The 12,930-nt window shown below is 42.8% G+C and carries 14 protein-coding genes and 1 tRNA gene; 4 read left to right on the forward strand and 11 right to left on the reverse strand.

Features of this window, described 5'->3' with window-relative positions:
• A partial coding sequence (locus BP621_RS03525; RefSeq protein WP_292387987.1) for a tyrosine-type recombinase/integrase occupies positions 1-909 on the reverse strand: 909 nt, incomplete at its 3' end.
• Between the two features lie 51 nt (positions 910-960).
• A tRNA-Thr gene (locus BP621_RS03530) sits at positions 961-1,034 on the reverse strand.
• Positions 1,035-1,210: 176 nt separating this feature from the next.
• On the opposite strand from BP621_RS03530, the gene BP621_RS03535 reads away from it, so the two are divergent.
• The 4 genes from BP621_RS03535 (at position 1,211) to BP621_RS03550 (ending at position 5,137) form a co-directional block, all read left to right on the forward strand.
• Positions 1,211-1,780: an aldolase gene (locus BP621_RS03535; protein WP_292387989.1), complete on the forward strand. Its 570-nt coding sequence runs from the start codon at positions 1,211-1,213 to the stop codon at positions 1,778-1,780.
• A 173-nt stretch (positions 1,781-1,953) separates the two neighbouring features.
• Positions 1,954-2,565, forward strand: coding sequence for an archaetidylinositol phosphate synthase (gene pgsA / locus BP621_RS03540; RefSeq protein ID WP_292387990.1), 612 nt, complete (start codon positions 1,954-1,956; stop codon positions 2,563-2,565).
• Positions 2,566-2,714: 149 nt separating this feature from the next.
• Complete coding sequence (locus BP621_RS03545) at positions 2,715-3,155, forward strand: archease (protein ID WP_292387991.1); 441 nt, start codon at positions 2,715-2,717, stop codon at positions 3,153-3,155.
• Positions 3,156-3,634: 479 nt separating this feature from the next.
• The gene (locus BP621_RS03550; RefSeq protein WP_292387992.1) at positions 3,635-5,137 is read left to right on the forward strand and encodes an RtcB family protein; all 1,503 of its coding nucleotides are present in this window, start codon (positions 3,635-3,637) and stop codon (positions 5,135-5,137) included.
• Positions 5,138-5,365: 228 nt separating this feature from the next.
• Here the strand turns inward: BP621_RS03550 and BP621_RS03555 are convergent, their stop codons facing one another.
• From BP621_RS03555 to mtrE, 9 genes are all read right to left on the reverse strand, one after another.
• Complete coding sequence (locus BP621_RS03555; protein WP_292387993.1) at positions 5,366-6,478, reverse strand: hypothetical protein; 1,113 nt, start codon at positions 6,476-6,478, stop codon at positions 5,366-5,368.
• A gap of 1,265 nt (positions 6,479-7,743) precedes the next feature.
• Positions 7,744-8,694, reverse strand: coding sequence for a tetrahydromethanopterin S-methyltransferase subunit H (mtrH, locus tag BP621_RS03560; protein WP_292387994.1), 951 nt, complete (start codon positions 8,692-8,694; stop codon positions 7,744-7,746).
• Positions 8,695-8,710: 16 nt separating this feature from the next.
• On the reverse strand, positions 8,711-8,935 hold the full coding sequence (gene mtrG, locus BP621_RS03565; RefSeq protein WP_292387995.1) for a tetrahydromethanopterin S-methyltransferase subunit MtrG: 225 nt from the start codon (positions 8,933-8,935) through the stop codon (positions 8,711-8,713).
• 5 nt (positions 8,936-8,940) lie between these two features.
• Positions 8,941-9,162 carry a tetrahydromethanopterin S-methyltransferase subunit F gene (locus tag BP621_RS03570; RefSeq protein WP_292387996.1) on the reverse strand — a complete coding sequence of 74 codons (222 nt, stop codon included), beginning with the start codon at positions 9,160-9,162 and terminating at the stop codon, positions 8,941-8,943.
• Positions 9,163-9,166: 4 nt separating this feature from the next.
• Positions 9,167-9,889 (reverse strand): tetrahydromethanopterin S-methyltransferase subunit A, encoded by a 723-nt coding sequence (gene mtrA / locus BP621_RS03575; RefSeq protein WP_292387997.1) that lies wholly within the window; start codon positions 9,887-9,889, stop codon positions 9,167-9,169.
• Between the two features lies 1 nt (position 9,890).
• Entirely contained in the window at positions 9,891-10,220 is a 330-nt protein-coding gene (locus BP621_RS03580; protein ID WP_292387999.1) for a tetrahydromethanopterin S-methyltransferase subunit B, read from the reverse strand.
• Complete coding sequence (mtrC, locus tag BP621_RS03585; protein WP_292388001.1) at positions 10,217-11,005, reverse strand: tetrahydromethanopterin S-methyltransferase subunit MtrC; 789 nt, start codon at positions 11,003-11,005, stop codon at positions 10,217-10,219. The genes BP621_RS03580 and mtrC overlap by 4 nt, the downstream gene beginning before the upstream one ends.
• Complete coding sequence (gene mtrD / locus BP621_RS03590; protein ID WP_292388002.1) at positions 11,006-11,770, reverse strand: tetrahydromethanopterin S-methyltransferase subunit D; 765 nt, start codon at positions 11,768-11,770, stop codon at positions 11,006-11,008.
• The gene (gene mtrE, locus BP621_RS03595) at positions 11,767-12,681 is read right to left on the reverse strand and encodes a tetrahydromethanopterin S-methyltransferase subunit E (protein WP_292388004.1); all 915 of its coding nucleotides are present in this window, start codon (positions 12,679-12,681) and stop codon (positions 11,767-11,769) included. The genes mtrD and mtrE overlap by 4 nt, the downstream gene beginning before the upstream one ends.
• Positions 12,682-12,930: the final 249 nt, after the last annotated feature.

A 12,930-nucleotide genomic window follows, 5' to 3' on the forward strand; every position in this document is an offset into this window, starting at 1 on the left:
ATCAATGTCACGCCCCGACAAGTGAACGTACACTCCGGGCATATCTGAGCCTTGTGTCCATCCAAAATATACATTCATTTGAGCTTCAGTGAGGTAATTTGCCATGTAAGTACAGCGTGAATGCCGGAACAGATGAGGATGGATTTTTTTGTTAATTCCTGCCCTCTTAGCTATTCGTTGTAATTTCATTCTTGCTGCTCCATATTGCAATGGTTTTAGTAAATTCTCTTTACTATCAAAGGTAATCCACAAGGGCGCATCTGGATTGTATCCTTCTGGATGTGCCTGTAACCAAGCTTGTAGGTAATCTACACTCCATACTGCCCTCACACGCCTATATCCTGTCTTTCCCCTCAAGCTTATAAGTGCCCCATATTCATCAAAAGATATATGCCTGATAGTTAGAGATCCAATTTCCCCAATTCTCGCTCCTATGTCCCACAAAAGAGCTATCATCGCTTTATCCATCTTTCTTTTAGCATGTTCTATCATTTTTAAAATATCTGACTCGGTTAACATCTCTTCAGGGAGCTTTTGGTCTTTCTTCTTGACAGTAGCTTTAATCCATCTTGTCATTTCAGGATAGTCTTCTTGACAGTACCATTTGTAAAACTTTTTTAGAGTTATTTTATAGTCATGTTTTAACCATTGGCTTCTTTCTGATCGCTCTAATTCAGAAATAAATACAAGTAGATCTCTTTTCTCGATCTTGTCAAAATCAAGCTGGATCTTCAGAGCAATCATTTTCAATGCCGATATATACTTCAAGATACGATGCTGACTTAGTCCTTCAGTAAAACAGTAATCAACAAAATCTAAGATCAGCTTCTTATTTGTATCAGAAATAGCGGCAGCATTTAGCGATTCAAGCCTTTTTTGAAGACTAAAATTATATATACCCACTTCCACTGTACCACTTCTTTAACCGAAAAAGTGGGCTTTACACTCAAAATTTTTTTAAGCCCCGTGCGTGATTTGAACACGCGACCTAGTGATTACAAGTCACTCGCTCTACCGGGCTGAGCCAACGAGGCAAATAGGAAATACTGCGACTTACCTAAATACAATACTCACAGATAAACTTTATGGCAGAATTTTTTTATCCGGAAGCTATCCTTCTTTCTTGCCTGTTATGTTTTCTCTTTTTTGCCAGGTTCCTGAGGTTATAGTACATAAACTTTATGGAGTCCTTTGTTTATATCTTGCTAAGATGTGGCAGGAAATCGCAAAATACGGGCGCAAGCTGGTTGAACACGGGCTTGTCGAATCCAATTTCGGGAATATCAGCCTCAGGGCTGGCGACAGGATGCTTATCACCCGGACAGGGGCCGCACTTGATGAAATCACGGAGAATAACGTTGTTGAAGTTGATGTTTGGGGCACTTCTTCCCTGGATATAATCGCATCTTCTGAAGCCGTCGTACACAGGGAAATTTACAGGCATACCTCAGCACTTGCAATCATTCATGCTCACGCCCCTTATGCAGTTGTCGAGTCCCTGCTCGCAGGACCGGAGGGGAAAATTTCACCTGTAGATAGTGAAGGGCAGTACTTCCTTGGGGAGATTTCAGTCGTCGAAGGAGGAATAGGCAGCCACGAGCTTGCAGGAAATCTTGCAAATGAACTCTCAAGGCACAGAGGTGCTATAGTTTACAGTCACGGGACTTTTGCAATAGGGAGAACACTTGGGGACGCCTATATAGTGACCACACAGCTTGAGCACTCCTGCAAAGTCAAGTACCTGTACGAGCGTGCGAAAGCAGAAAAGGAAAATAAGTAAACTTATGTATTGATAAGCGGATAACCATACAGCTTAAATATAAATATAAAAAAGCAGGTAAACAGAGAAAAGATATAAATAAGCAAATCCAAACCGGGATACCGAAAAAGATAAGATGCCTGTTTCTGGGGCGGCTTTTTATTAGGTATCACTAAGGAAAAATCTCGAGTACCATGACGTTTAACACCCTGAGACCTTTTGCCTCAAAACTTATCGAACCACTGGCAGAGTATTTCGTTAGATATGAGGTCTCACCCAACACGGTTTCCATAGCTTCTCTTGTCTGTGCATTCTTTGCAGGACTGAGTTTTTATTACTCGCCTGCGTCCAGGGAATTTATCCTGCTGGCAGGCATCCTGGTAATACTTAATTCGATCTTTGACGCTCTTGATGGGGTAGTTGCACGTAAATCAAATCGGGCTACCCCAAGAGGTGATTTTCTGGATCACGTTATTGACCGTTACTCGGATGTCTTTATTATATGTAGCATCTTTTTTGCAGATTACGTCTCCTGGCAGTTAGGAGTTGCGGCAATTGTAGGTGTGTTGCTTACCAGCTATCTTGGAACTCAGGCTCAGGCGCTCAGCCTTGGAAGATACTATGGAGGAATCATGGGCAGAGCTGACCGGCTTGTAGTTATAATTCTTGCAGCCTTCGGCAACTTTGTCTTTCCACTGCCAATTGCAGGTTCTTCAATTCTGGGCTGGGCTGTCATCCTGATTGCTGTAACTAGCCATATAACAGCAGTCCAGAGGATCCATTATATATGGAAGAACCTGCAATGACAACATTCTTTTTAATTTTGCAAATTTAATACTATTTCAATTCGAATTTTATTTCAGGTAGTTATCTCAATTCAGGGAAATTTTTCAGATTTGAACACAGGTTCCTGCGGCGAATAAGTTAATGTAACACAAAACATAATTACCTGACTATGTCGTCTCAAGGAAAACAGTATGAATATCTGGATCACACTGCAGATATCAAGTTCCAGGCTTACGGAAAAACTCAGGAAGAAGTATTTGAAAATGCGGCTCTAGCTATGTTCAATGTTATAATAGATACAAAAAAAGTCTCGGGAGAAACCGCAAGAGAAATTTGTCTTAAGTCGCCGGATCTGGAGTCCCTGCTTGTGGACTGGCTTTCAGAACTTCTGTATATATTTGAAGTTGATGAAATTGTTTTCAGGGAGTTCCGGGTTGAGAAAATCAAGGAAGAAAAAGGTGAATACTCAATAACAGCTCAGGCACTGGGCGAAAAGTACTATCTCGAAAACCTCCCCTTTGAGACAGAAATAAAGGCTGTTACCTATAACCAGTTAGAAATAACGAAGGATGCTGACGGTTGGAAGGCTCAGGTTGTTGTGGATATTTAAGGAAGAAGAAATTTTCTCCCTAGCCCCGTGTACTGACTCCACGGATACTGACTGTTTCTTTTCTAACCATTTTGCGCCATGCATATCTTCATGTATAGGAATTATTATCCTATCCTTCACTATAATATATCAAGTATATTTCGAGTATATCTCAAGTTGAAAGTACTGCGATTCTGAAGTAGATTCATAAAACTCGATTTTTGAGTAGATCCGAAGGTCATGGGTTTTTCCAGAAAATGAGGAATTGACTTTGGAATCGAAGCACTAGTCCTAAATTGATTCAGTTATATTTAGATCGACTTTGTCATATTGAACCAATCTTAATCAGGCGTATCCAAATTCATTGTGGCTTTAATCCAGCCTGGCACAGTGTATCTTAATCACGTTTCCAAAGTAATTTGCAGAACCTTAGGGAGACGGAAGGTAAATTATAGCTCCAGAATTACATCTAAAGTATAAAGAAGCAGGGAGCATAAATCATGGTAGAAAATGAAGATACAGCTATTGAGGAATTAAGCACGGAAAATGTACAGGAGGATGTAAAGGGTATGGTCAGGAAGCTTTCCGAAAACGAATGGGAAATTCCTGTCGGGCACATCCCCAACATGCGGGTTCCGGGCCGCCTTTTTGTATCCAAGAGTTTGCTTGAAGGCATTGAATCCGGGACTATCGACCAGATAGCAAATGTGGCAACCCTTCCTGGCATTCAGAAGTACTCCATGGCAATGCCTGATGCTCATCTTGGCTATGGCTTTGCTATAGGGGGAGTTGCGGCTTTTGATGTGGAAGAAGGAATTATCAGCCCGGGTGGGGTGGGCTTTGATATTAACTGCGGAGTAAGGCTCATTCGTACCAACCTTCAGAAAGAAGAGGTCGTTCCAAACATAAAGAGGTTAACTGACGAGCTTTTTAACAATGTGCCTGCCGGTGTTGGTTCCAAAAGCCGGATCAGGGCTTCAGACCAGGAACTGGATAGTGCTTTTCTTGAAGGGGCAAGATGGGCTGTAGAAGCCGGGTATGGTGTGGAAGCTGATGTAGAGCACTGTGAGGCAAACGGGTATATGGAAGGAGCCGAGACTTCCCAGGTAAGCACGAAAGCCAGAAACAGAGGAAAACCTCAGTTAGGAACTCTCGGAAGCGGCAACCACTTTCTTGAGGTTCAGTATGTTGATAAGATCTATGATCAGGAAATAGCCTCAACTTTCGGGCTTCAAGAAGGCCAGGTCACGGTAATGATCCATTGCGGGTCAAGGGGTGCAGGGCACCAGATCTGTACTGACCACCTGAAGGAACTTTCTCAGGCCGTAAAGGACTATAAAATTGAAATTCCGGACAAACAGCTTGCCTGTGCCCCTGCACAGTCAAGGGAAGCCCAGAACTATTTCAAAGCCATGCTCTGCGCTGCAAATTATGCATGGGCAAACCGTCAGATAATTACTCACTGGACAAGGGAATCGTTTGAAAAAGTGTTTGGGAGAGATGCTGACGACCTTGGCATGAACCTGCTTTATGACGTTGCTCACAATGTGGCAAAACTTGAAAAACATGTTGTGGACGGCAAAAAAAAAGAGGTTTATGTGCACAGGAAAGGAGCAACAAGAGCCTTTCCTCCAGGGCATCCCGAAGTTCCGGCCGTGTACAGGGATGTAGGGCAACCGGTTTTGATCCCTGGAAGCATGGGTACGCCTTCTTTTATATTATGCGGTTCCGAAGAAGCTATGAATGTTTCCTTCGGCAGTGCCTGCCACGGGGCCGGCAGGGTCATGAGCAGGGCACAAGCAAAGAAAGAATTCCGCGGACAGAGCATAAAAGAAAACCTTGAAGCTCGGGGCATTACAGTAAGAGCCACGCATCCTTCAGTTATTGCAGAGGAAGCTCCGGGTGTATACAAGTCCAGCAGCGAAGTGGTAAATGTCGTGCACGAACTCGGCATTGCACGTAAGGTCGCAAGAGTTCTTCCTTTAGGAGTTACAAAAGGTTAAGTGAGCTAAAAACAGGTCAGGCCTTTAAATATAAGCGTCAGAAATTATAGGCTTCAGGCATTAAAGCTTCTGTGGGAACTTTAGTCTACAGGCTAAAGTTTTTCGCTCTTAATTTTTTGACCTTTAATTTGTCAATGGAATCTTTAAAATATTTTAGTCATTCTTTGGTTCTGGCCAATAAACCTTTGAATTTCTTCATGTTATCTAGGTCAGGTTATTCAGATCAGGTTATTCGGACTCTTCCATTGATTCCATCAAATATAAATCCGAGCTGTCAGAATCTCGTCCCTGGAAGAATCGAAATACAATCATGCTTGAATACGAAAATGTCTCGAAAGGCGTGCCATTTTCCCTGAATATATTTGAAAAATACTTAATAAGATTACGAATAACCCTTTCATCTTTGAAGTCATGGAAAATGGTTACTGACTCGCTTCCAGGTTCAAGAGAGAGTTCTATATTTTTGACAAGTTGGGTTGAAAGGTACATTTTTCTAAACTGAACCAGCAAGTCCGTAAGAGTCATATCACTTACCGACTGTTTGCAAAGGCGCTCAAGGGTTTTTGTCGGGTTTGGAACTTCTCCGGTTGCAAAAACTTCAAACTGGCTACGATGAAGAGTCACGAGATTAAACCTCTCAGCATTATAAGTATACATGAGCTGAGTCCAGAATTCCGGATTGTCGTCCAGTTCTTTACATAAAATGTCAAGATATCCAAAATGCTTCCGGATTCCGGGCATAGTCTCGTTCGATGAGGTAGAGGTGTTCCTTCTGAAAAAAATCTGGGTCGAATTTGATCTCTTGAAAACATGCTCAACGTCAAGCTGTTTCCATCTGGAAAGAAAATGAGCCACCAGTTGAGCAAAAAAGTCTCTGCTGTGTATAGTGGAGTTGGAAATAAGTACCATTGCAGATTCAGGACTATTAATATCTTCGCACTTTATTGAGGTTCGAATTGCCCATTGATAGCTTCTGGAAACCCTATTAAGATAATCTTCTAGTTGTCTCATATCCTGAATTTCAAACGGATTGATAAGCTCATTAACAAGCCCTTCATCCGTAAGTCTGCCCCTGGTACACCTGAACAGCCATTCAAGCATCGTTTTATTTATAACGATATTTTCCCCATTCTGGATTGTTTCGTTTAACTCTTCTTTTGCAGGAGTTTCTTTTAAAAATTGGATTGCTTCATCAATACTTTTATGATACAAAAGAGCTGTATCCGCAACTTCAATGGTATCCCTGACTGCAGCACTCAAATTCCCGTTATTGGCATCCAGAAGGGGCTGTAACTTTTTAAGGTATTTATCATCCAGGGAAATGTTCTTTCTGATCAGCATATTTCCACCCGTAGATCCGGTTTCCTGGCTCTTTATGCTATGATCCGTTTTGATGCCGTAAGATTAAGACTTTTTATCGATTCCAGTTAGACGTTTAGAAAAAATGTTTTTATAAAGAAATACACTCCAAACCTAAAAAGTTTTTACTTATAGCTCTATTTATGGTACTGGTAAGTGCTACCGAATATTAAATCTTTCTATTTATTACTACTCTTTGATGATTAAAACCAAAAGATGTTCCATCGAAAGTCCCAATTAGTTTTAAAGTATTATACAATATTGGCATCCTTATAACTCTGTCGAATTGTCAGGATGTAGATTTTTGTATTTTGTTCTACTTTCGCAGCTTAATTAGATTTTTCTTATAACCTTAAGCGAAAAGCTTGACAAATAACCAGAAACGAATGATACCGGTTCACAACTCTTTATATATATATGTTAAAAGAGTGTACAATATGTAAATAAAAAACATTCGGATGTAAGTTGGACTGCTATAACCTGGAAGATTGCATTATTGATTTAACCCTGTCCTTAAAGTTTGTTTAACCTTCGATTATCTACCCTGATTTAATTTCTAGGGCATTGGTTGTGTTCAAAAGCCGTGAGTTTTGGAGTAGATTGTATAGCTCCTGCTTGAGCGCAGGGTAAAAACTCACAGATTATTACGATTTCTCTGAGAACTCACAATCTTCAGAGGCGATAACAGTCCCAAAAAGCGAGTTTGGGAGTGGATTCATAAGTACCTGGCAGGTTCAGATGGGATTATCTAGCCGGCCAGGGACTTTCCTCTAAGGAAGTAACATAAACTTTTTGATATCTTTTTTTGTCTTCTCCTTTTGAGTTCACCTATAGAATCTACTAGTGTCATGGAAATTTAATTATTGAGCATAATCTTTGATAGCTTCTCATCAACATATAGCAATTCAGAGTTAACATGTGACCAATAACTGAATTTTCAAGACACTAGTTTATGTAAATCCACTTTTTCTAGATTTGCCTGAAAATTCTGTTTTTTCCGGTTTGTAAAAAAGATCTCATTTTTTCAGGCACACGTGAAACGTATAAGTAAGCATTGTATTTTAAAGTAGATAGGAAAGAAAAACTACAAGAAAACGTAGGCAGAAAAGGCAAGACGGGTAATAGAATGAAAGGATAATAGAAGCCTGAGTTAGAAAAAAGTTACAAATTATAAAAAGAAGAAAAAGCAAAGGAAAATTTCCTCTGCTTTTGGGTCCTGAGACTCTTTTTAAGTTTATTCTTTTTGTTTATGTCAGTTTGGTTACCGGGTGGTTTGCCAGATCCGCAATCTCGATACCAAGATCTTTTGCGGTTTCACCAAGCATAATGTCTACCATTGCAACAGCCGGGAAAATCTGGTTAACGTTCTCAATAGGCCCATAAAGGAGATAATCCGAGCCTGCAATCTGTGCTACCAGGTTGGTACCAATGTCTGAAGGCATGTAGATAGCCTGTGGGTCAGGCATAGTTTTCTTGAATTTCCTTAACCAGCTCCAGGAAGATGCCATGTTGTGGTATCCACCGCCAACTGGCAGCCCGAATTTTGCTTTCATTGTGGGTATCGAGCGGATAGTAGGACCGGAACCTGCGCCAAGAGGCATTGCAGCAACGTCGATTAAGGGTACCTTGATTCCACAGTCCTTTGCGATATCAAGCATTCCTTTTGTTAGTCCGGAACCACCGACTTCAAGAACGTCCAGCTTTCCTTTTACGGTAGGATCGACTGCGTTAAAGGCAAGTACGATAGATGCTGTCACATCGCTTTCAGTAAGGACATCGATTTCTTCCTGTTCAATACTTGCGTTGATTGAGTTGTGTATAGCCCTGTCTGCAACTCCTATCTCGGTACAGTACTTGGCAGCAGCAGCCCTTACCTTTCCTGCAGAGGAATCGATCAGGAAAGGAGTGTGGTCATCAATATCAACAAACCACTTTATGTAGTTACAAATCGCTTCGGGGGTTTCACCTACAATCTGGTTCGCATATGGAAGCCCGGTAGCGTCGCTCATTGTTTGCTGGGCATTCCAGAGCGATTCCGCAGTTGCTTTGTCGAAAGTTCCCTTGTCCTCGTCTGAAACGATCTTGTGTTTTCCATAGAACATGGTACTTACTAACACAGTTGGATATTCACCTGGCTGACCACCGAATTTAACTCCGCCTATATCAAAAACTTCCTGTTTCTTATCAAATTTGAACATTTTAATCCCTCAGTTGTTAATGCATGAACATTGATGTTACCGTGACATAAACAAGGAAGAGCAGCAGGCCAATAACGCCGCCGTACAGAATTCCAATGTCCCTTCCTACCTTCTTTCCGATTCTCTGTGCAACTTCACTGCCAACGAACTCGACTTTTTCTTCAATCCTGTCGAGCCGCTTCATAGCCGCGTTAAACTCACTTTGATCTACAATAACTATGGGTGCTTTTTCGTCACTCATAGCACTCACCTCCAGACCAACAACGGGATTACAATGGTCACCAGGAATACGAATATGAATCCCGCTGCAAACCCTGAGATTCCGGTAGACATTACACCTGAATCAAGCTTCTGGTTTCTTGCAATTAATTGGCCTCTGTACCTGATACTTTCGAGAGCTGTATCGATTGCTCCCATCTGCGGGGTAGTCACCATCGGGACTCCCTTTCCATATTCAGCTTCTGCCATTCTTTTACCTCCCTATCAATAGCATTCCAAGAATAGCAATGGTAAAGGTTAATCCTATCATGAACCCTTCAACCTTCCCTGCACCTACACCTGCATGATACTTATTTAGGTTTCCGATGTCAATCAGGCTGCTTTCGATCCCTTTCATCCTGTTGCGGACCATTGCAATTTCGGCGCCAAGCGGTCTGACCCCAGCTCCCTCTTCTTCTTCTTCTCCTCCCTCGGAGATCTGTAGAATCATGGGTTCGGCATCAAAGGCTCCAGGGTCTTTTGAAACGAGTTCTTTTACCTTGGAAGTAATTGCGCCCATATCCTCAGTTTCAAGAAGGTTAATGACCTCGACCTGTTGCTGGAAGCGTTCAACTGCCTCTGCAGTCAGGTTTTCTACATACGGAATTGCACCCTGGGCTCCTACGATCCTGCTCTCTTTTACACCGTTTGCGTGGAGAGCGATTATTGACTGTCCAAGTACGTGCCCTTTAACTTCAGTACCGGTCACAAGGAGGAACCTGATATTAGGGTTTGAAATGATGTGGGCAACAACTTTCTCGATACCGAGGTTTTCGGTTTTACACGATCCTGTAATTGATGCACCTGCATCAAGAATAGACTTTCCCGGAATGTGTGATCCGCAGGTAATTACACATACTGGATTCTTAGAGTCACCAGCCTCGTATTCACCTTTCAGGATAGGCCACCCTGCGGCAGCATCTTTCTTGTTTGCCATTTTAAGCTCCTCCCGCCATCATCACAGATCTGAGATATATTAAAAGGAGAACCATCCCGAAGAAGAAAAAGCCCACGACAATTCCATACCAGGCATTGGTATAGAATCCTGCTTTATAGGACGCGTTTTCACGGCCTGGCCAGCTGTTGAGGAGCGGCCTGCTTGGGGAAAGGGAATCCACAAGGTCATCTGCTATTAGATCCAGTTTGTCCAGTCTTTCAAAGACAGGCGCCAAGCTATATTGCAGAATGTCCTCTCGTTCCTGTGCAATCACACCGGTATCGGTCTCCAGTACCAGATGTATTTCCGGGGTTATGCGAACTGTGCTCATTGCATTTCCTCCTCAGTTGGCAGCAGACCGGTATCGACAACTTTGTATGCATCCCTCTTGACAAGAGCATAGTACTTGCCGAAGTAAACGTACCAGATTATGATTCCAATAAGTACGGTTATAGCGATTGCTCCCATACCTGCTACGGACGCAAAGCCTGAGAGGACCACTGCAATTCCTGCTTTTTCCGCAGAGAGTGCAAGGAGTCTATCCTGTGTTTCGTCAGGCCCCAGGTTTGAATTGTGCGGGTGCAACATTGCCATACCGCCGGCGATGTAAATCATCATTATGAAGCCTGTTCTAATCACTTCTTTGACAACTATTCCATAATCAAGGGAACCGGCAATTACAATACTAAGTCCGAGAATCAGGAGAGCTCCTGCCCCTGCAATCTCAGTTGTTGCACTTACCATAATTGGAATAGTCATGCCGACTACCTTTTTAGAAATAATTCCTATTATAGCTCCGATGGCACATGAGACAATGAATGCGACAATAGGACCTGCTGGGCCTATATCGAGGGCAAGTCCGAACAGGACGGCAATAATTCCCATACCAAGGGCGAGCAGACCGATTGATGGAACACCCGTACCAAGTCCATAACTAGCAATACGTCGGACTGCATCAGCACCCCAGATACTGGCGAAGACTGCTCCCAGAGCCCCGAAGAATACAAATATAGGGTTTGCTTGGGAAAGGAAATAAGCGAGATATATGCATACGAGGCCGCCAACTGCGCCAACAGCCATCAATGTGTTCGGAGGAATCATCTTTTGTTCTGTCATTTAGAGACCTCCTACGAATGCAAGAGCTCCAACTGCTATTACTGCTACAATACCGAGAGGGATTGATGCGAGGAAGGAAGCAACAGCAGCCTTTGGCCATCTTTTGAATTTAGGATCATGGAACCCTTCAATAGTACCGACGATGTTGTACGAAGGGATGACCGAGTTTATAAAGAAGAAACCTATTGTGAAAGTAGCTACGACGGCTACAAGGTCCAGATTATGTACATCGAGAGGTATTACTCCTGAGTAAGCATAGGTGCCTACTTTCATGAGAGCATAATATGCAAGAGCTGCTCCAAGACCTCCGAGAAGACCTCCGAGAAGTGAGCTTACAAATGCAACAGTTGGAATACCATGTCCTTCAGTACCCTGGGAGACATAGAGGTCCTGCCTGTACTTGGTGATTGGATCGTACTTTACTTTTGCAGAAACCGGCATAACGCCCACACCATAGGCGTAAATCCAGGTAGCAACTATCATGGTTGCTGCCAGCATGACCATTGCGCCGACTCCTCCAGCACCTAGAACCACACCTAAATTCTGGTTTAAATCCATTACAGCTCCAGCAGCTATGATCCCGGCAATTCCGGCTCCGGCTGCCAGCATCACAGTACCGGTACCTATACCCGTCGCCTGGGCCATTGCTGCGGGAGCGCCTCCAACAGATATAAAGTGGACACTGATAGAAATTAAAGTACCACCGATTATAATTGCGATAATCCACAAAATGTTAGGCGCAATAAGTCCTACGAGATCTATCATGCGGACACCTCTTCGCCCTTATCTTCCTTGAACGGCCCGTATTTTTCACGGGTTTCCTTTTCGATATGCCAGTTCCAAATACATAAGACAGTAACAATAAGCAAGCCTAAAAGATTAGAGAGCCAGCCATATGCGACACTTTTTGCGGGGTCGAAGACTAATATGATCCAGGTACCCAGGAACACGACCATTCCAAAAGAAACTCCTGTCATCGGTCCACCGAACTTTGAGCAGAACCAGAGGTTATCAATACCATTTCTCAGGCCTGATTCGGCTTTACGGACAATGTTTCCTGATTGTGAAGCATTCAGACCTTCACCAAAAGGCTGCTGCTGGAACTGACGCTCTGCACCTAAGTGGACGTCGCCTGTGGCAGATCCAACTGAGCCTACTACAACTCCCCAAAGGAAAGACAGTAAAACGAAGGGGAAAGGATGCGCCAGTGAAGTTACCAAGAGGTACGAAACTACCTCGACAGAAAACGTCGTTAGGAACGCAAAGGCCATGATCACAGGTGTGTGAGATCTTATCAAGTCTAGATAGATCGGTTGCTTAAACCGAGCCTGACTGGCCTCTCTGCCCATAATTGCAGTTACGGAATAGCTTCCATGTACCATAGCTGCAATAAGGGCCCCAATAACCAATGCAAAGAGTGGGGAAAAACCAAAGTGTTGTATTAAAACAAGAGCTCCAGTCGAACCAACAGTACACATCAGTCCATTGGAGACTGGTTCACCAGCAATAGCTTTATTATAGATTCGATGTACGTAACCCATCTGGGGAGCTAACTGCACTTGAGAGTTAGCATTACTCTGCGACCCGACATCGGATTCCAGGTCCTCTGAGGCACCTGCAATCGTCGCAGCAGCACCGATAAGTGCAAGAACTCCCATACTTATGAGTGGTTCCATTCATTTTCCTCCTTTATGTTATTACATGTAATAAGGCCGGATTGAAAAAAACGTTGTACATTTTTTCACGCCGTTTGCCATATTATTACAATGAAAAATAACGAATGACAAGCGTTGAATTTTTGTTTAGAAAGGATTATTCATAAACCTTTCGAAATATGCAGGCATTTAAAATATTATTATATAATAGTATGATATAAAATCCGTTTTATAAGATAGGCTGCAATGGTCAAAGTGTACAAAATGCCA

The sequence above is a fragment of the Methanosarcina sp. UBA5 genome (assembly GCF_002505485.1).
GTDB lineage: Archaea > Halobacteriota > Methanosarcinia > Methanosarcinales > Methanosarcinaceae > Methanosarcina.

Coding starts and splice junctions, on each gene's coding strand:
- BP621_RS03535 (WP_292387989.1), top strand. CDS start 1,211: ATGTGGCAGGAAATCGCAAAATACGGGCGCAAGCTGGTTGAACACGGG.
- pgsA (WP_292387990.1), top strand. CDS start 1,954: ATGACGTTTAACACCCTGAGACCTTTTGCCTCAAAACTTATCGAACCA.
- BP621_RS03545 (WP_292387991.1), top strand. CDS start 2,715: ATGTCGTCTCAAGGAAAACAGTATGAATATCTGGATCACACTGCAGAT.
- BP621_RS03550 (WP_292387992.1), top strand. CDS start 3,635: ATGGTAGAAAATGAAGATACAGCTATTGAGGAATTAAGCACGGAAAAT.
- BP621_RS03555 (WP_292387993.1), bottom strand. CDS start 6,478: ATGCTGATCAGAAAGAACATTTCCCTGGATGATAAATACCTTAAAAAG.
- mtrH (WP_292387994.1), bottom strand. CDS start 8,694: ATGTTCAAATTTGATAAGAAACAGGAAGTTTTTGATATAGGCGGAGTT.
- mtrG (WP_292387995.1), bottom strand. CDS start 8,935: ATGAGTGACGAAAAAGCACCCATAGTTATTGTAGATCAAAGTGAGTTT.
- BP621_RS03570 (WP_292387996.1), bottom strand. CDS start 9,162: ATGGCAGAAGCTGAATATGGAAAGGGAGTCCCGATGGTGACTACCCCG.
- mtrA (WP_292387997.1), bottom strand. CDS start 9,889: ATGGCAAACAAGAAAGATGCTGCCGCAGGGTGGCCTATCCTGAAAGGT.
- BP621_RS03580 (WP_292387999.1), bottom strand. CDS start 10,220: ATGAGCACAGTTCGCATAACCCCGGAAATACATCTGGTACTGGAGACC.
- mtrC (WP_292388001.1), bottom strand. CDS start 11,005: ATGACAGAACAAAAGATGATTCCTCCGAACACATTGATGGCTGTTGGC.
- mtrD (WP_292388002.1), bottom strand. CDS start 11,770: ATGATAGATCTCGTAGGACTTATTGCGCCTAACATTTTGTGGATTATC.
- mtrE (WP_292388004.1), bottom strand. CDS start 12,681: ATGGAACCACTCATAAGTATGGGAGTTCTTGCACTTATCGGTGCTGCT.